Annotated in this window: 17 protein-coding genes; 5 read left to right on the top strand and 12 right to left on the bottom strand. The window is 71.5% G+C overall.

Annotation, left to right across the window (positions count from 1 at the left end):
* The first annotated feature begins 80 nt into the window (after positions 1-80).
* The gene (locus ACWD01_RS13165; protein WP_451161085.1) at positions 81-1346 is read left to right on the top strand and encodes an APC family permease; all 1266 of its coding nucleotides are present in this window, start codon (positions 81-83) and stop codon (positions 1344-1346) included.
* A gap of 117 nt (positions 1347-1463) precedes the next feature.
* Here the strand turns inward: ACWD01_RS13165 and ACWD01_RS13170 are convergent, their stop codons facing one another.
* The 12 genes from ACWD01_RS13170 to ACWD01_RS13225 all read right to left on the bottom strand — a co-directional run bounded on the left by ACWD01_RS13170 (position 1464) and on the right by ACWD01_RS13225 (position 12880).
* The gene (locus ACWD01_RS13170) at positions 1464-1856 is read right to left on the bottom strand and encodes a YccF domain-containing protein (protein ID WP_451161087.1); all 393 of its coding nucleotides are present in this window, start codon (positions 1854-1856) and stop codon (positions 1464-1466) included.
* A complete protein-coding gene (gene htpX / locus ACWD01_RS13175) occupies positions 1853-2716 on the bottom strand; it encodes a zinc metalloprotease HtpX (protein WP_451161089.1) in 864 nt (287 codons plus the stop codon). Before htpX ends, ACWD01_RS13170 begins: the two co-directional genes overlap by 4 nt.
* Before the next feature lie 182 nt (positions 2717-2898).
* Positions 2899-4416: an NADH-quinone oxidoreductase subunit N gene (locus ACWD01_RS13180; RefSeq protein ID WP_451161091.1), complete on the bottom strand. Its 1518-nt coding sequence runs from the start codon at positions 4414-4416 to the stop codon at positions 2899-2901.
* Entirely contained in the window at positions 4413-6005 is a 1593-nt protein-coding gene (locus ACWD01_RS13185; RefSeq protein ID WP_451161093.1) for an NADH-quinone oxidoreductase subunit M, read from the bottom strand. Before ACWD01_RS13185 ends, ACWD01_RS13180 begins: the two co-directional genes overlap by 4 nt.
* A gap of 3 nt (positions 6006-6008) precedes the next feature.
* Positions 6009-8009, bottom strand: a complete 2001-nt coding sequence (locus ACWD01_RS13190; RefSeq protein WP_451161095.1) for an NADH-quinone oxidoreductase subunit 5 family protein — start codon at positions 8007-8009, stop codon at positions 6009-6011.
* Positions 8006-8383, bottom strand: a complete 378-nt coding sequence (gene nuoK / locus ACWD01_RS13195; RefSeq protein ID WP_451161097.1) for an NADH-quinone oxidoreductase subunit NuoK — start codon at positions 8381-8383, stop codon at positions 8006-8008. The genes ACWD01_RS13190 and nuoK overlap by 4 nt, the downstream gene beginning before the upstream one ends.
* The gene (locus tag ACWD01_RS13200; protein ID WP_451161099.1) at positions 8383-8979 is read right to left on the bottom strand and encodes an NADH-quinone oxidoreductase subunit J family protein; all 597 of its coding nucleotides are present in this window, start codon (positions 8977-8979) and stop codon (positions 8383-8385) included. The genes nuoK and ACWD01_RS13200 overlap by 1 nt, the downstream gene beginning before the upstream one ends.
* Positions 8976-9617 carry a NuoI/complex I 23 kDa subunit family protein gene (locus tag ACWD01_RS13205; RefSeq protein WP_451161101.1) on the bottom strand — a complete coding sequence of 214 codons (642 nt, stop codon included), beginning with the start codon at positions 9615-9617 and terminating at the stop codon, positions 8976-8978. The genes ACWD01_RS13200 and ACWD01_RS13205 overlap by 4 nt, the downstream gene beginning before the upstream one ends.
* 2 nt (positions 9618-9619) lie before the next feature.
* Complete coding sequence (locus ACWD01_RS13210) at positions 9620-10585, bottom strand: complex I subunit 1/NuoH family protein (RefSeq protein WP_451161103.1); 966 nt, start codon at positions 10583-10585, stop codon at positions 9620-9622.
* Positions 10582-11832 carry an NADH-quinone oxidoreductase subunit C gene (locus ACWD01_RS13215; RefSeq protein ID WP_451161105.1) on the bottom strand — a complete coding sequence of 417 codons (1251 nt, stop codon included), beginning with the start codon at positions 11830-11832 and terminating at the stop codon, positions 10582-10584. The genes ACWD01_RS13210 and ACWD01_RS13215 overlap by 4 nt, the downstream gene beginning before the upstream one ends.
* Complete coding sequence (locus ACWD01_RS13220) at positions 11829-12491, bottom strand: NADH-quinone oxidoreductase subunit B (protein ID WP_451161107.1); 663 nt, start codon at positions 12489-12491, stop codon at positions 11829-11831. The genes ACWD01_RS13215 and ACWD01_RS13220 overlap by 4 nt, the downstream gene beginning before the upstream one ends.
* Complete coding sequence (locus ACWD01_RS13225) at positions 12482-12880, bottom strand: NADH-quinone oxidoreductase subunit A (protein ID WP_356898638.1); 399 nt, start codon at positions 12878-12880, stop codon at positions 12482-12484. The genes ACWD01_RS13220 and ACWD01_RS13225 overlap by 10 nt, the downstream gene beginning before the upstream one ends.
* 177 nt (positions 12881-13057) lie before the next feature.
* Between ACWD01_RS13225 and ACWD01_RS13230 the strand changes: the two genes are divergently transcribed.
* From ACWD01_RS13230 to ACWD01_RS13245, 4 genes are all read left to right on the top strand, one after another.
* The gene (locus tag ACWD01_RS13230) at positions 13058-14278 is read left to right on the top strand and encodes a sensor histidine kinase (RefSeq protein WP_451161109.1); all 1221 of its coding nucleotides are present in this window, start codon (positions 13058-13060) and stop codon (positions 14276-14278) included.
* 193 nt (positions 14279-14471) lie between these two features.
* Complete coding sequence (locus tag ACWD01_RS13235) at positions 14472-15806, top strand: sensor histidine kinase (protein ID WP_451161124.1); 1335 nt, start codon at positions 14472-14474, stop codon at positions 15804-15806.
* A 243-nt stretch (positions 15807-16049) separates the two neighbouring features.
* Positions 16050-16709: a LuxR C-terminal-related transcriptional regulator gene (locus tag ACWD01_RS13240; RefSeq protein ID WP_451161126.1), complete on the top strand. Its 660-nt coding sequence runs from the start codon at positions 16050-16052 to the stop codon at positions 16707-16709.
* 343 nt (positions 16710-17052) lie between these two features.
* A partial coding sequence (locus tag ACWD01_RS13245) for a 2-oxoacid:acceptor oxidoreductase family protein (RefSeq protein ID WP_451161111.1) occupies positions 17053-18020 on the top strand: 968 nt, incomplete at its 3' end.

The raw sequence follows: 18020 nt of genomic DNA on the forward strand, positions 1-18020 counted from the left end.
TACGGTGATGTTGGTTCGTGATGTTGTCGAGGACGCTACCCGGCACGGCCGTGGTTGCGACGATCAGTAGGGTGCGGCTCATGACGCGGGAGTTGCGACGGTCGCTCGGGGTCCTCGACGCGGTGGTGATCGGTCTGGGGTCGATGGTCGGGGCGGGGATCTTCGCCGCCCTGGGGCCGGCGGCGCTGGCGGCCGGCTCCGGCCTGCTGCTCGGGCTGGCCCTGGCCGCCGTGGTGGCCTACTGCAACGCCATGTCGTCGGCACGCCTCGCCGCCGTGTACCCCGCGTCGGGCGGCGCCTATGTGTACGGGCGGGAGCGGCTGGGCGAGTTCTGGGGGTGCCTGGCCGGGTGGGCGTTCATCGTGGGGAAGACGGCTTCGTGCGCGGCGATGGCTCTGACGGTCGGTGCGTACGCCTGGCCGGGGCAGGCGCATGCGGTGGCGGTCGCCGCGGTGGTCGCGCTGACTGCCGTGAACTACGGGGGCGTTCAGAAGTCGGCGTGGCTGACGCGGCTGATCGTCGCGGCGGTGCTAGCGGTGCTCGCCGCTGTGGTGGTGACGCTGCTCGGCAGCGGTTCCGCGGAGTTCGGACGGCTGGAGCCCGCCGCCGACGCGTCGCTGGGCGGGGTGCTTCAGTCCGCGGGGCTGCTGTTCTTCGCCTTCGCCGGGTACGCGCGGATCGCGACGCTGGGCGAGGAGGTGCGCGATCCGGCCCGTACGATCCCCCGGGCCGTGCCGCTGGCGCTGGGCATCGCGCTGGTCGTCTATGCGTGTGTCGCTGTCGCGGTCCTTTCCGTACTGGGCGCCGGGGGGCTGGGGCAGGCGACGGCTCCGCTCGCCGATGCCGTGCGGGCCGCCGGAGCCTCCTGGCTGGCGCCGGTGGTTCGTGTCGGCGCCGCCGTAGCGGCGCTGGGGTCACTGCTCGCGCTGATTCTCGGTGTGTCGAGGACGACTTTCGCGATGGCGCGGGACGGCCGTCTGCCGGGAGCACTGGCCGCGGTCCATCCGCGGTTCCAGGTGCCGCACCGCGCGGAGGTCGCTGTGGGGGCCGTCGTCGCGGTGGTGGCGGCGACCGTAGACCTGCGCGGGGCGATCGGCTTCTCGTCGTTCGGAGTGCTCGTGTACTACACAATCGCCAACGCTTCCGCCTGGACGCTGAGTTCCGGACCGCGGGGCGATACACCCGTTCGAGTGGCGTGGATCGTCAGGCTGACGGCCGGCTTCGGGATCGTGGGTTGCCTGGCCCTGGCGTTCTCGCTGCCGCTGTCGTCCGTACTCGTCGGTGCGGGCGTGCTGGCGCTGGGCGCGGCGGTGTACGCGACGCGGATCCACCGCCGCGACCGCTGACCGGCGTCAGGCCTGACTGTTGAGCCGACCCGGCGGCCACGGTGCGGAGGCACGGCCCCTCGCCGAGCGAGGCGTATGGGCCCGGTCCACGAGGCGCGAGACGTGCCCGTCAGTCCGTCAGCGCGCGGTGAACGGCTGGTCCGTGCGGACGATCTCCCTGCCCAGGGGCATCAGCGACACCGGGATCAGCTTGAAGTTGGCGATGCCGAAGGGGATGCCGATGATCGTGACGCAGAGAACGAGGCCCGTGGCGATGTGGCCGAGCGCGAGCCACCAGCCGGCGAGGACCACCCACAGAACGTTGCCCACCAGCGAGGGCGCACCGGAGTCACGGCGCTCCACTGTCGTGTAGCCGAACGGCCAGAGGGCGTAGACGCCGATCCTGAACGAGGCCAGGCCGAACGGGATGCCGATGACGGTGATGCAGAGGATCACTCCCGCCAGCATGTACCCCAGGAACAGCCAGAAGCCGCTCAGGAACAGCCAAATGACGTTCAGAATTGTCTTCACGGACGAGGACCTGCCATCTGTTCGAGTCGGGCGATTCGTTCCGCCATCGGCGGGTGGGTGGAGAACATTCTGGAGAGTCCGCGGCCGGGACCGAAGGGGTTGGCGATCATCATGTGGCTCGCCGTCTCGAGCCGCGGCTCAGGGGGCAGCGGGAGCTGCGTCGTACCGGCGTCGAGTTTACGGAGGGCGCTCGCCAGTGCCAGTGGGTCGCCGGTCAGCTGGGAGCCCGACGCGTCCGCCTCGTACTCCCGGGACCGGCTGACGGCGAGTTGGATGACGGAGGCCGCCAACGGACCGAGCAGCATGATCAGCAGCATACCGACGAGGCCGGGCCCGTCGTCGTCGTCCGAGCGGCCGATGGGGATCAGCCAGGCGAAGTTCACCATGAACATCACCACGGAGGCGAGGGCGCCGGCGACCGAGGAGATGAGGATGTCCCGGTTGTAGACATGGCTCAGCTCGTGGCCGATGACGCCCCGCAGCTCACGCTCGTCGAGGATGCGCAGGATGCCCTCGGTGCAGCAGACCGCCGCGTTGCGCGGGTTGCGGCCGGTCGCGAACGCGTTGGGCGCCTGGGTGGGCGAGATGTAGAGGCGCGGCATGGGCTGGCGGGCGGTCGTGGAGAGCTCGCGGACCATGCGGTACAGCGCCGGGGCCTCGAACTCACTGACCGGGCGGGCACGCATGGCGCGCAGGGCGAGCTTGTCGCTGTTCCAGTAGGCGTACGCGTTGGTTCCCAGGGCCACGACGAGCGCGACGAGCAGCCCCGTCCGGCCGAAGAGGCTGCCGATGACGAGGATGAGTGCGGACAGTCCCCCGAGGAGTACGGCGGTCTTCAGCCCGTTGTGCCGGCGGTGCACGGTACGCCCTCCAGGTGGTGCGGCAGGGGACCCTTCGCATGGGGGTGCTCCACTCTTCAGTGGACCCTTCTGTACTGGTCAACGCCAGGCGAAGGACACTGGTTCCCCTGCACGCTCCGGCCCCGCCGCGGCCGTTGGGGTGAGGCTCCGGGCCGGGTCCGACCCGTCTTGGTCCCGGCCGCTCAGAACAGGCTGTTCGCGGCGAAGCGCAGAACCAGCTGGGGGTAGCCGGACAGGACGACGCCCGCGACGGCGGTCAGAACCACGGTGGCGGTCACCGGCGTGGGGACACGCCTGCGGGCGGGCTCCCCCGCTGCCGCCACGTGCGGGGCGCGGAAGAGGATCGCCGTCCACTTCAGGTAGTAGTAGAGGGCGATCACGACGTTGACGCCCATGACGACCGCCAGCCATCCGAGGCCCGCGTCCACGGCGGCGGAGAACACCATCACCTTGGCGAAGAGCCCGATGATGCCCGGCGGCAGTCCCGCGAGGCAGAGCAGGAAGAAGCCCATGGCCAGGGCGGTGAGCGGGCGGGTGGCGTACAGGCCGCGGTAGTCGGAGATCCGGTTCAGCGGCCGGGTACGGGCCACCACGGCGGCCACGGCGAACGCGCCCAGGTTCACGACGGCGTACATCAGGGCGTACGCGACGGTGGCGCCGATCTGGTCGTCGCTGGAGTACGCGGCGGCCGCGATCGGCACCAGCAGATATCCGGCCTGGCCCACGGAGGACCAGGCCAGCAGGCGTACGGCGCTGTACGCGCGGTCCGCGGACTGACGCAGCGCGGCGACGTTGCCGGCGGTCATGGTGAGGGCGGCGAGAACCGCGAGCGCGGGGCCCCAGATGTCGGCGTATCCGGGGAAGGCGATGACGGTGACCAGGATGAGACCGGTGAAGCCGACGGCCTTGCCGACGACGGAGAGGTAGCCCGCGATCGGCAGCGGCGCGCCCACATAGGTGTCGGGGACCCAGAAGTGGAAGGGAACCGCCGCCGTCTTGAAGGCGAAGCCGACGAGGGTCAGCGCGACGCCCGCCTTGGCGAGCGTGTCCAGCTGGCCGGGCACGTCCTCGAGGCCGGCGGCGACCTGCGTGAGGTGGAGGGTGCCCGTCGTGGCGTACACGAAGCTGACGCCGAGAAGTGTCACGGCCGTCGCGGTGACCGAGGAGAGGAAGAACTTGAGGGCGGCTTCGCTGGAGAGCCGGTCGCCCCGCCTGAGGCCCACCAGCGCGAACGCCGGCAGCGAAGCGACTTCGAGGGCGACGACGAGGGTGGCCAGGTCGCGGGAGGCGGGCAGCAGCGCCGCGCCGGACGCCGAGGCCAGCAGCAGGAACCAGAACTCGCCCGCCGGAAGCTTCTCCCGGGTGTCCGTGAGGGACAGCAGCGCGGTCAACAACGCCCCGCCGAGCACCAGGAACTGGATCACCAGGGTGAAGTGGTCGGCGGTGTAACTGCAGACCTCCGCCTCGCCGGTCAGGCAGAACGTCGAGCGGTCGCCCCCGCGCAGCGGTACGAGCGCGACGATCGAGGCGACGAGTCCGGTGATCGCGACCGCCCCGAGCAGGGGCTTGCGCCGGTCGTCGACGAAGAGGTCGGCGACGAGGCAGATCACGGCGACGACCGCGACGATCGTCGGCGGCGCGATCGCCGCCCAGTCGACGGACTGGACGAGGCTGGTGACGCTCTCGGCTGCCACGGTCACGACTTGCCTCCTGCGAGGAGCTTCTGCACGGCCGGATCGGTGAGGCCGAGGAGGACCGCGGGCCACAGTCCGGCGATGACGGTGAGCGCCACGAGCGGGGTCCACGCGGCGAACTCGTACGCACGGATGTCGGCGAACGGCTCGGGCCGCTGCTCGTCCGCGGCCGCCGGCGGCCGGGCGCCCATGCACACGCGGCGCACGACGACGAGGAGATACGCGGCCGTGAGCAGGGTGCCGAAGGCGCCGATCGCCATGAAGGTGAGGAAGGCCGGCCGACTGAGCCCGTCGGCCGGGTCGAACGCTCCGAACAGGGTGAGCATCTCGCCCCAGAATCCGGCGAGTCCCGGCAACCCGAGCGAGGCGACCGCCGCGAAGGCGAGCAGCCCGCCGAGGCGTGGGGCGCGGCCGTACAGCGCGGCTCCCGTCGCACCGGCGAGGGTGTCCAGATCCGCGGTGCCGTAGCGGTCCTTGACCGCGCCGACGAGGAAGAACAGCAGCCCGGTGATGAGGCCGTGGGCGATGTTGGCGAAGAGGGCGCCGTTCACTCCGGTCGGGGTCATCGTCGCGATGCCGAGCAGTACGAAGCCCATGTGGCCGACGGACGAGTACGCGATCAGGCGCTTCAGGTCGCCGCCGGCGCCGCGGCGGGCGAGGGCGAGGCAGGCGAGTGAGCCGTAGATGATGCCGACGACGGCGAAGGCGGCGAGATAGGGCGCGAAGGTCCGCATGCCGTCGGGGGCGATCGGCAGGACGATACGGACGAACCCGTACGTACCCATCTTCAGCAGCACGCCGGCGAGGAGGACCGAGCCGACGGTCGGCGCGGCGGTGTGGGCGTCGGGCAGCCAGGTGTGCAGGGGCCACATCGGCGTCTTCACCGCAAGGCCCAGACCGATCGCCAGAACGGCGATGACCTGCACGGATGTGGTCAGTCCCCGGCCGTTGTCAGTGGCGAGTGCCACCATGTCGAAGGTGCCGGCCGTCAGCCCGATGAGCAGGAGGCCGAGCAGCATGACCACGGAACCGAGCAGTGTGTAGAGGATGAACTTCCAGGCGGCGGGCTGCCTCGCCTCGCCGCCCCAGCGGGCGATGAGGAAGTACATCGGGATGAGCACCATCTCGAAGGCCAGGAAGAACAGCAGCAGGTCGAGGACGGCGAAGGTGGCCAGCGTGCCGGACTCGAGGACGAGCAGCAGGGCCACGAAGCCCTTCGCGGACGGGCCCGTGGGCATTTTGAAGTAGCTGTAGAGGGCGCAGAGGAAGGTCAGCAGCGCCGTAAGGACCAGAAGGGGGAGCGAGATGCCGTCGATGCCGAGGTGGATCCGCACGTCGAGTGCCGGGATCCAGCTGATGTCGGTGGTGGCCTGCATCGCCGACGGCCGGTCGTGGTCGAAGCCGAGTGCGAGGACCACCACGGCCAGCAGGACCGCGCCGGTCACGGTCACGCCGTGGCGCAGGACCGCCTGGTCGGGGCTGCTGCCGCGCAGCCCGGGCGGGGCGGGCAGCAGGGCTGCGGCGGCCCCGACGAGCGGGCCGGCGACGATGAACGCGAGAAGGAACTGCATCACGGACGCGCTGATATCGATCACGGCTCACGTTCCGGCGTTGACGTTGGAAAGGACGACGGCGGCGATCGCCAGGACGACCGATCCGGCGAGGAGCACGCTCAGATAGGTCTGGACGTTGCCGGTCTGGGCGCGCCGGACGGCCGTGCCGAGCCAGCGAGTGCCGGTGCCGGAGCCGCGTACGTAGGCGTCGACGACCTCGCGGTCCAGGAAGCGGACCAGTTGGGCGGCTGCCCGGACGGGGCGGACGAACAGGGCCGTGTAGAGGGCGTCGACGTGGAAGCCCGCGGCCGCGTGCCGGTGGAGCGGGCCGAGCAGCAGCCGGGCGGGATCGGCCGGGTCGGGGGCGGCCGCGATGTCGCCGTAGGCGGGGACGTGGGTGGCGATGGCCTCCGCCTCGGAGACGGCCGGTTCGGCTTCCGGGTGGGCGGCGACGGCACCGATCGGGGGGCGGGCGGCGACCGCGGTGGAGTGCCGCCACGCCGCGTAGGTGACGAGCCCGCCGACGAGGGCGACGCCGGTGCCGAGGACGGCCGTGGTCACGGTCGGGGTGAGTTCGTGGCCGTCGAACCAGCGGGGCAGCCGGCCGGCGGTCAGCCCGAAGGCGAGGGAGGGGACGGCGAGGACCCACAGCACGGTGGTCATGGAGAGCGGCTGGCGGCCGTGGTCGGGGGCGGTGGTGCCCCGGCCGCGGAAGGCCAGCAGCCACAGCCGGATCGCGTAGGCCGCGGTCAGCAGGGCGGTCAGCAGCGCGGCGACGAGCACGAGCCAGCCGGCTGCCGTGGGGGCGGTGGCCGAGTCGCCGAGCGCGGTGTGCTCGGCGGCCACGAGGACGGCTTCCTTGGAGAAGAAGCCGGCGAAGGGAGGGATCGCGGCCAGTGCGAGCAGAGCGACGGTCATCGTCCAGTACGCGTCGGGGACGCGCTTGGCGAGGCCGCTCATACGGGACATGGCGGCGAGCGAGTTGGTGCCGGCGGCGTGGATGATCACGCCGGCGGCGAGGAAGAGCAGCGCCTTGAACGCACCGTGGGACAGGAGGTGGAAGACGGCGGCGCCGCGGTCCCCGACCGCCAGGGCGCCGGACATGTAGCCGAGCTGGCCGATGGTCGAGTAGGCGAGGACCCGTTTGATGTCGTCCTGGGCGAGGGCGGCGAGCGCCGAGCCCACCATCGTCACGGCCGCCATCACGGCGAGCACGGTCATGGCGGCCGCGGAGGCCGCGAAGAGAGGAAGGAGCCGGGCCACGAAGTAGATGCCGGCCGCGACCATGGTCGCGGCGTGGATCAGCGCGGAGACGGGAGTGGGGCCCGCCATCGCGTCGGGCAGCCAGGTGTGCAGCGGGAACTGGGCCGACTTGCCCGCCACACCGGCGAGGAGCAGCAGCGCGATGAGGGTGGGGTGCTCGATGGAGTCGGCGGCGACGGCTCCGAGGATCCCGGTGATCCGGAAGGTGCCCGCGTCGGCGGCCAGCGCGAACAGACCGATCAGGAAGGGGACATCACCGAGCTTGGTGACCAGGAAGGCCTTGAGGGAGGCGGCGCGCGCCTCGGGCGTCTCCCAGTAGTGGCCGACGAGGAAGTACGAGCAGATGCCCATGATCTCCCAGCCGACCAGCAGCACCATCAGGTCGCCGGAGTAGACGACGAGCAGCATGGCGGAGGTGAACAGCGAGACCAGCGCGGCGTACGAGGGGTAGCGCGGGTCGTCGCGCAGATAGCCCGTCGAGTAGATCTGCACACAGGAGGCGACGACCCCGACCAGGATCGCGGTGAGGACCGCGAAACCGTCGAGATGGAGAGCGAGGTCGATCGGGACCGAGCCGGTCGGCGTGAGCTGCGTGGCGGCGTCGATCGCCGTGCCGCCGCCTTGGCGTACGGCGACGAGGACGGCGAGCACGGCCGCGGCCAGCGTCGGCAGCACGGCCAGCGGACGGACGAAACCGGGTGCGGTGCGGCCGAGCAGCAGCCCGGCCACGGCGCCCAGGAACGGAAGGAGGGGGACGAGGACGGCGAGGGTCGTGGTGGTCACGTGGTGGCCTCGGCCTTCTCCTCGTGGTCTGCGGATGTGTCGTGGCCGGGGCCGTCGGGTCCGTGCGCCGTTTCAGCGGTGTCGCGGAGGCGGTCGACGTCCGAGCTGCCTCGGTTGCGGTACACCATGAGCACGATCGCCAGACCGATGCCGATCTCCGCGGCGGCGACGGCGATGACGAAGAGGGTGAGCGCCTGGCCGGCGTGCAGGGTGTCGCGCAGCCAGACGTCGAAGGCGACCAGATTGAGGTTGACGGCGTTGAGCATCAGCTCGACGGACATCAGGACGAGGATCGCGTTGCGGCGGGCCAGCACCCCGTACAGCCCGACGCTGAAGAGGAGCGCGGCGAGCACGGCGGGATAGGCGAGGTGCATCAGCGGTTCCCCTCTCGGGCCGGCCGGTCGGCCGACCGGCCTTGGACCGGCTCCTCCTTGTCCCTGCGGGACAGCACGATCGCGCCGATGAGGGCGGCGAGCAGCAGTACGGACAGCGCCTCGAACGGCAGCACCCAGTACCGGAAGAGGATCTCGCCGGACACCTTGGTGGAGCCCTGGGCCGGCCCGTCCAGGTCGATCCAGGTGGCGCGGAAGGCGTCCACGACGACCCACACCAGGGAAGCCGCGGCCGCAACCGCCACCGCGAGGGCGACCCACCGGTTGCCCGAATCGGCCTCCGGGGAGCGGCCGATGGGCGCCTTGGTGAGCATCAGACCGAACAGCAGGAGGACGACCACGGAACCGACGTAGATGAGGACCTGCACCCACGCGATGAACTCGGCGGTGAGCAGGAGGTACTCGACGGCGAGGCCGCCGAGCGCCACGACCAGCCAGAGGGCGGCATGCACCAGCTGTCTGGTCGTGACCGTGATCACGGCCGCGCCGAGGGTCGCGATGCCCACGAGGAGGAAGGCGATCTCGACTCCGGACGGCGAGAGGAAGCCGTGCGTCGCGGCGGCTGCGGCGAGCGTCATCCCTGACCTCCCTGGCCGGATGCCGGGCCGCCTTCTGCCGCGGGACCGCCACCGGCCGCCGGACCGCCTTCGGACGACGGGGTGCTCCCGGTCTCCGGGGTGCTCTCCGCCGCCTGCGCGGCTGCCAGCTTGTCCGCCGTCTTGCGGGCCGCGCCGAGCTCCTTCGGCTCCTCCGCGCCCGGGTCCAGCGCGGGCGGTGCGGGCACCGTCCACATCCACTCGCGGAGCTTGTCCCGCTCGTGGGTGAGTTCGCGGATGTCCGTCTCCGCGTACTCGAACTCGGGTGACCAGAAGAGCGCGTCGAAAGGACACACCTCGATGCAGATACCGCAGTACATGCAGAGGGAGAAGTCGATGGCGAACCGGTCGAGGACGTTGCGGCTGCGCTCGCGGCCGCCGGGTGCCGCCGGCGGCACGGTCTCCTTGTGGGAGTCGATGTAGATGCACCAGTCGGGACACTCGCGGGCGCAGAGCATGCAGACCGTGCAGTTCTCCTCGAACAGGCCGATCACCCCGCGCGAGCGGGGCGGGAGTTGGGGCTGGACGTCGGGATACTGGGCGGTGACGGTCTTCTTCGTCATCGTGCGCAGGGTGACGGCCAGGCCCTTGGCGAGACCGGATCCTGGGATCGGGGACACGGCTAGATCACCACCTTGACGATGCCGGTGAGGGCGATCTGGGCGAGGGCGAGCGGGATGAGGACGGTCCAGGCGAGCTTCTGCAGCTGGTCCTCGCGCATCCGGGGGTAGGACACGCGCAGCCAGATGATGAGGAACGCGAGCACCGCGGTCTTGAGCAGGGTCCACACCCAGCCGAGGCCGTCCTCGCCGAACGGGCCGTGCCAGCCGCCGAGGAAGAGGACGGTGGTCAGTCCGCACAGCACGACGATGCCCGCGTACTCGGCGAGCAGGAAGAGCGCGAAGCGCAGCCCCGTGTACTCGGTGTACGCGCCGAAGATGATCTCGGAGTCGGCGACGGGCATGTCGAACGGCGGGCGCTGCAGCTCGGCGAGTCCCGCGACGAAGAAGACGATCCCGCCCACGATCTGCCAGGGCAGCCACCACCACTCGAAGGCGTTCAGGATGCCGGGCAGCGAGACCGTCCCGGCCGCCATGGCGACGGAGGCGGCGGTCAGCAGCATCGGCAGCTCGTACGCGAGCAGTTGGGCGGCGGTACGCAGACCGCCCAGCAGGGAGAACTTGTTGGCCGACGCCCAGCCCGCCATGAGGGAGCCGAGCACACCGACGCCCATCACGGCGAGCACGAAGAAGATGCCGGCGTCGATGACCTGACCGACGGCGCCTTCGCTCGGGCCGATCGGGATCACCACGAGGACGAGGAGGTAGGGAAGCAGCGCGACGGCGGGAGCGAGCTGGAAGACACGGCGGTCGGCCTCGGCCGGGACCACGTCCTCCTTCTGCGCGAACTTCACACCGTCCGCGACGAGCTGGGCCCAGCCGTGGAAACCACCGGCGTACATGGGACCGAGGCGGCCCTGCATATGGGCCATCACCTTGTGCTCGGTCTGCCCGATGACGAGCGGGAGGACGAGGAACACGGCGAAGACCACGAGGAGCCGGAGGGCGACGTCCAGTACGTCGTTCACGCGGGCTCGCCTCCGGCGGGTCGGTTCGGCTCGTCATCGGGTCCGTCGTCGGACCCGGACGCGGGCCGGTCGGTTTCTGGTCGTGAAGCGCCGCGCTCGGGAGCGTCGTCGGAGGCGGAGGCGTCGTCCGGTCCGGGCACGGGGGCCTCGGAGGCGGGCGCCTCGGGCGCGGATGCGTCGTCCGGTCCGGGCGCGGGCGCCTCGGGCACGGAGGCCTCGGAAGCGGGCGCCTCGTCCTGCCCGGCGGCGTCCGGCGCCGGTGCCGGTCCCTCGGCGCCGGTTCCTGCCGAGCCGGTCTCACCGGTGGAGGCCCCAGGGTCGACAGGCGCCTCGGTGCCGGTGTCGCCGAAGGCCGGGCGGGCGTGGTGCCAGGGTGCGTCCGCGCTGCGCGAGCCCGCCTGCGTCTGCGCCGCGTCCGTCGCACCGGCCGGCGCAGACGGTGCCGCAGGCCCGGACGGAGCCGCCGGCCCCGCCGGCGCCGCGGAATCCGCCTGGGACGCCGAGCCCTCGCTCGCGCTGCGGGCACGGCGCGGGGTCGCCGGGGACTGGCTCGCCGAGCCTTCGGAGACGCTCCGGGCACGGCGGGCCGGCCGTTCGCCGGTGCCTGCGGCACCCGCACCCGCCGCGGCTGCCCGCCCGCGGGCGGGCCGGGCCGGGGCGGGCGGGAGCTGGCCCTTGAGCGGCCCCCACTCGTTCGGGTCCGGGACGCCCGGCGGCAGCATCTGGCGGCGCTTGGGCCCACCGTGCTCGGACTCGCCCGGCTCCTTCGCGCCCGGCCACGCCTTGGCGACCCGTGCGGCCAGCACGAAGTCCTTGCGCAGCGGATGGCCCTCGAAGGTCTCCGGCAGCAGCAGCGGCACCTGGTTCGGATGGCCGGTGAAGTCGACGCCGAACATCTCGTGCGTCTCGCGTTCGTGCCAGCTCGCGCCCGCGTAGACGTCCACGGCGGACGGCAGCGACGGCGCGGCGTGCGGAACGGTCGTACGGATCAGCAGCCGCCGCACCGTACGGCCCTCCAGCGAGACGACGTGCGCGCAGACGCGGAAGCCGGTGCCGGGCTCGTCGACGGCGCTGAGCCAGTCGAAGTAGGTGCAGCCCAGCTTGTCGCGGGCGATCTCCAGTGCCGCGATCCAGGAGCCGGCGGGGACGTCGACCGTGAGGAGTTCGTACGTCCGCTCGGCCGTCGCCTCCTCGCCGAAGATCTCGGTGACGGCGTCGGGAAGGCTGTCGTAGGGGTGCGCGTTCACCGCTCCCCCTCCGTGCCGGGCGAGGCGGACGGCGGTGCGACCAGGCCGCTCCGCAGCGCCGTGGTGGGCGTCGTACGCGCGCCGCGGGTGTCGCCGCCGGGCCCGTAGCGCTCGCCGAGCGACTCGTGCGCGATCTTCTCCTGGAGCTTGAGGATGCCCTGGAGCAGCGCCTCCGGCCGGGGCGGGCAGCCGGGGACGTAGACGTCGACGGGGATGACCTGGTCGACGCCCTTGGTCACCGAGTACGAGTCCCAGTACGGGCCGCCGCAGTTGGAGCACGCACCGAAGGAGATGACGTACTTGGGCTCGGGCATCTGCTCGTACAGCCGCTTCACCGCGGGAGCCATCTTGTCCGTCACCGTGCCGGACACGATCATCAGGTCCGCCTGGCGCGGCCCCGGCGCGAAGGGGATCACGCCGAGCCGGATGAAGTCGTGCCGGGCCATCGACGCGGCGATGAACTCGATGGCGCAGCAGGCGAGTCCGAAGTTGAAGACCCAGAGGCTGTAGCGGCGGCCCCAGTTGAGGACCACCTTCATCGGTTCCGGGGCCAGCCGCGCCAGCGCGCCCAGTCGCCGCGGCTCCGGCAGCGGCACCGGGTCCAGGGCCGGCACCGCGTCCGAGGCCGGATTCGGGTGTGGATTCGGGGTCACGCCCATGTCAGGACCCCCTTCTTCCATGCGTAGAGCAGTCCCACGGCCAGGAAGCCGAGGAAGATGAACATCTCCACGAGAGTCGTCGCGCCGTAGCCGTCGGCGGCGAAGACCGTCGCCCACGGGAAGAGGAAGATCGAGTCGACCGCGAAGATCACATAAAGGAAGGCGTACACGTAGTAGCGGACCTGGGTGTGCGCCCAGCCCTCACCCACCGGATCGACTCCGCACTCGTACGTGAGCAGTTTCTCCGGCGTCGGTGCGACCGGTCGCAGCAGTCGGCCGGCGGTGAACGCGACGGCGACGAACAGCACGCCGAGCACCGCGAGCAGCCCGATGACGGAGTAGCCGCGGAAGTATTCCGTCGCGAGCACGATCACGGTCGGTTCCGGCACGTCCGTCCCCTCGCTCCCTCACCAGTCGCACGATCTGTACGCACGGGAGTCTAGGCCCTGCTATAGAGAGCGTAAGCAGTCGGTCACGCATCGGGCGGCCCGGGTGGGGTTATCCCCACCGCGCCCCACCCATGTACCCCATGGCGTACGGCGTTCCGGCCCGGCAGGCTGGCCCTCATGACCGCGAGCATCACCACCCCCGACGACGACCGGCCGCCGCCTGCGCGCTTCGCCTTCGACCGCCACACGTGGAAGGAGATCGCGCATCTGCTCGCCAATCTGCCGGCCGCGCTGCTCGGGTTCGTCTACGTGACGGTCACGATCACGACCTCCGCCGGACTGACCCTCTCGGTGGTCGGGCTTCCCCTGCTCGCCCTCGCGCTCATGGGCGCCCGCCTGCTCGGACGGCTGGAGCGGGCCCGCACCCGGGCGCTGCTCGGCGTACGGGTCGACGAGCCGAGCCCGCTGCCCGGCCCGGGCCACGGGGACGGCCTGATCCTGTCGGTGTGGTCCCGTCTGAAGGACCCGGTGGCCTGGCGCACGGTGCTGTACTCGGTCATCCGGCTGCCCTGGGGTGTCGTCACCTTCACCGTCATGACGGTGGGCCTGTTCGTGCTCTGGCCGGTGCTCCCCTTCATCGCGCGCGGACTGTCCAACGCGGACCGCGCCATGGTGCGCGGCCTGCTGTCGCCGTCCGACGAACTGGAACGCCGCATCGCCGAGCTGGAGTCGGACCGCGGCGTCGTGGTGGACACGGCCGCGGCGGACCTGCGCCGTATCGAACGCGATCTCCACGACGGCGCCCAGGCCCGGCTGGTCGCGCTGGCGATGGGGCTCGGTCTCGCGAAGGAGAAGCTGGCCGAGGACCCGGACGCGGCGGCCGCGATGGTGGACGAGGCGCACGGCGAGGTGAAGCTCGCCCTTCAGGAGCTGCGCGACCTGGCGCGGGGCATCCACCCCGCCGTACTGACCGACCGCGGCCTCGACGCGGCGCTCTCCTCCGTCTCCTCCCGCTGTACGGCTCCGGTCACCGTCACGGTCGACCTGGACGAGCGGCCGGCGGCCGCGATCGAGGGCATCGCGTACTTCACCGTCTCCGAGCTGCTCCAGAACGTCAGCAAGCACGCCCGCGCCACCCGCGCCTCCGTCGAGGTGTGGCGCTCGCAGGACCGGCTGATGCTCCAGGTCGTCGACAACGGCCGGGGCGGCGCCGACACGGCGGCCGGCAGCGGCCTGGCCGGTCTCGCCGAACGGCTGAACGCCGTGGACGGCCTCTTCACTCTCGACTCGCCGCCCGGCGGGCCGACGACGGTGACGGCCGAGCTCCCGTGGCGCGCGCGTGAGGCCGCTCAGGGGGCCCACGGGTCCCATGAAGCACTCAGGACATCCCGTATCTGACGGACCGCCCCACCCCCACCGGTGCGCGGCGCACCGGCGCACCGGCGCACCACCACGCCCAGCCCGGCCCGGCCCGGCCCCGGCACGGTGGGGAAAACCCCCCGTCAAGACGGAGACCGCCCTCATGGTGCGGGCCGCGCCGCCGCACCACGCTGGAGTCATGACAGCCCGCATCCCAGAACGGACGACCCTGATGGCCACGGATTACGGTTACGGCCCCCCGGCGGCCCGCCGGGAGCACTTCCTCCCTCCGGTACTGCGCGCGCCCTTCGAGGGCCGCACCTGGCGGGAGTTCGGCTACCTGGTGCTGAGCCTGCCGCTCGCCACCGCCGTCTTCGTGTTCGCGGTCACCATGACCTCGCTCGGCGCCGGCCTGCTCGTCACGTTCCTGGGCATCCCGGTGTTCGCTCTCTCGCTGTCGGTGCTGCGCGGCTACGGGGCGCTGGAGCGCGCCCGCGCCCGGGCGCTGCTCGGTGTGGACGTGGCCGGGCCGGAGCCGGTGCTCGGCCCCGCGGGCGCCAGGAAGAACGGTTTCGTCGCGTGGATGGCCGGCACCCTCAAGAGCGGGGCGTCGTGGCGTCACCTGCTCTACGCCCTGCTCCACTTCCCGTGGGCGGTCTTCGGGTTCTGCGTCTCGGTGACCCTGTGGGTGACCGGCTGGTCGCTGCTGCTCTACCCGCTCTGGCAGTGGGTCTTCCCGATGTGGGGCGGCGTCGACGGCCTGCAGCTGTACGGGGACGGGACGCACAACTTCTATCTGGACACCCCGTTCGAGATCGCCGTGACGAGCGCCGTCGGGCTGGTGCTCACGATCACCACCCCGTGGGTGATGCGCGCGCTGACCGGTGTCGACCGGCTGCTGGTGACCGGGCTGCTCGGGCCGTCCCGGCTGGCGACCCGCGTCGTGGAGCTGGAGTCGGACCGCGGCGTCGTCGTCGACACGGCCGCAGCGGACCTGCGCCGTATCGAACGCGATCTCCACGACGGCGCCCAGGCCCGGCTGGTGGCCCTGGCGATGGACCTCGGTCTCGCGAAGGAGAAGCTGGCCGAGGACCCGGAGGCCGCCGCACGGATGGTGGACGAGGCGCACGGTGAGGTGAAGGTGGCGCTGCAGGAGCTGCGCGACCTGGCGCGCGGTATCCACCCGGCCGTACTGACCGACCGCGGGCTCGACGCGGCGCTGTCGGCCGTGGCCTCGCGGTGCGCCGTTCCCGTGACGGTGGAGGTCGACCTGGACCGGCGGCCGGCGGCCGCGATCGAGGGCATCGCGTACTTCACCGTCTCCGAGCTGCTCCAGAACGTCAGCAAGCACGCCCGCGCCACCCGCGCCTCCGTCGAGGTGTGGCGCTCGCAGGACCGGCTGATGCTCCAGGTCACCGACGACGGCCGGGGCGGCGCCGACACGACGGCCGGCAGCGGCCTGGCCGGCCTCGCCGAACGGCTGAACGCCGTGGACGGCCTCTTCACTCTCGACTCGCCGCCCGGCGGGCCGACGACGGTGACCGCCGAGCTCCCCTGGCGCGGCTGACACCGACCCGGCTGTACGCGGCTGACCACCAGGCTCCCCCGAGCGGCCGAAGCCCCGTCGCCCCCGTCGCCCCCGCGGCAACCCTGCGGCCCCCTTCTGCGTCCCCCGATGCGGTGACCGGCAAAAACGCGGCACAGGCCCCAGCGCGCTCCGATCCTGCGATGCTGGAGTGCGCAGGCGGAAGTACGAATCGCATCAACAGGTCAACAGGTCAACAGGGGGCTCAAGGCTGTGGAGGACAGGGTGCGGGTGGTCATCGCCGAGGATTCGGTACTGCTTCGGGAGGGCCTGACCCGGCTGCTGACCGACCGGGGGCACGACGTGGTCGCCGGAGTGGGGGACGCCGTGGCGCTGATCAAGACGATCGGCGAACTGGCGGCGCAGGACGCGCTGCCGGACGTCGTGGTCGCGGACGTACGGATGCCGCCGACGCACACGGACGAGGGGGTGCGGGCGGCGGTGCAGCTCCGCCACGAGCATCCCGGCGTCGGGGTGCTGGTCCTGTCGCAGTACGTGGAGGAGCAGTACGCCACGGAACTGCTGGCCGGCAGCAGCCGGGGGGTGGGCTATCTACTCAAGGACCGGGTAGCGGAAGTGCGGGAGTTCGTGGATGCCGTGGTGCGTGTCGCGCAGGGCGGTACGGCCCTGGACCCGGAGGTCGTGGCGCAGCTGCTGGGCCGCAGCCGCAAGCAGGACGTGCTGGCCGGCCTCACTCCCCGTGAGCGCGAGGTGCTCGGTCTGATGGCCGAGGGCCGCACGAACTCGGCGATCGCGAAGCAGCTCGTGGTGAGCGACGGAGCGGTGGAGAAGCATGTCAGCAACATCTTCCAGAAACTCGGGCTCTCCCCCAGCGACGGGGACCACCGGCGGGTGCTCGCGGTGCTGACGTATCTCAACTCGTGAGCGGCCGGACGGACACGTCCGCACCGTGAGCGGCGTGGCCGCGCACGCCCGCCGCCACGCCGCAGCCACGCCCGACGAGATCCCACGCCGAGATCCCACGCCGACACGCTGTCCGCCCCCTCCGCACAGCGGTCCTAGGACCAAAGAATGAGCCGGGAGAGTCGGCCCCGAAGGCCCCGGGGACAAGGGAAAGCGCCACAAACCAGGACGCCACGGCGTCCCACAACGAGGTCCGACATGTGAGCGGTCCAGGGAAGGCGACCCTTACGGTCGTAGGGTTGCCAGTGGGTCGGCCGGTCGGCCGGTCGGGCCCGAGGAACCGCCTCGAGGGAGGTCCAGTTCAGTGACCAGCCAGGTCAGTAGCCCGGCCGAAGAGGCCGATGAGGTCAACGGGTCCGATGAGGCCCTCGTCGGCGAGCAGCGCAGGCGCGCCGGCGAGAAAGAGATCCGCCGCCTTGACCGGGTGATCATCCGCTTCGCGGGTGACTCCGGTGACGGAATGCAGCTCACGGGTGACAGGTTCACCTCGGAGACTGCGTCGTTCGGCAACGACCTCTCCACTCTTCCCAACTTCCCCGCCGAGATCCGGGCGCCCGCCGGCACCCTGCCCGGCGTCTCCAGCTTCCAGTTGCACTTCGCCGACCACGACATCCTCACCCCGGGCGACGCGCCGAACGTGCTGGTCGCGATGAACCCGGCGGCGCTGAAGGCGAACATCGCCGATGTGCCGCGCGGCGGCGAGATCATCGTCAACACCGACGAGTTCGCCAAGCGCGCCATGGCGAAGGTCGGGTACGAGACCTCCCCGCTGGAGGACGGGTCGCTGGACGGCTACCGGGTCCATCCGGTGCCGCTGACGACGCTGACGATCGAGGCGCTGAAGGACTTCGGCCTGTCCCGCAAGGAGGCCGGGCGCAGCAAGAACATGTTCGCGCTGGGCCTGCTGAGCTGGATGTACCACCGGCCCACGGAGGGTACGGAGAGCTTCCTGCGGCAGAAGTTCGCCAAGAAGCCGAACATCGCGGAGGCGAACATCGCGGCCTTCCGGGCCGGGTGGAACTTCGGCGAGACGACGGAGGACTTCGCGGTCTCGTACGAGGTCGCCCCGGCGAGCTCGGCCTTCCCGGCGGGCACGTACCGGAACATCTCCGGGAACCTGGCCCTCTCCTACGGCCTGATCGCGGCGAGCAAGCAGGCGGACCTGCCGCTCTACCTGGGCTCGTACCCGATCACCCCGGCCTCGGACATCCTCCACGAGCTGTCGAAGCACAAGAACTTCGGTGTGCGGACCTTCCAGGCGGAGGACGAGAT

The sequence above is a fragment of the Streptomyces sp. NPDC002835 genome, assembly GCF_053591995.1.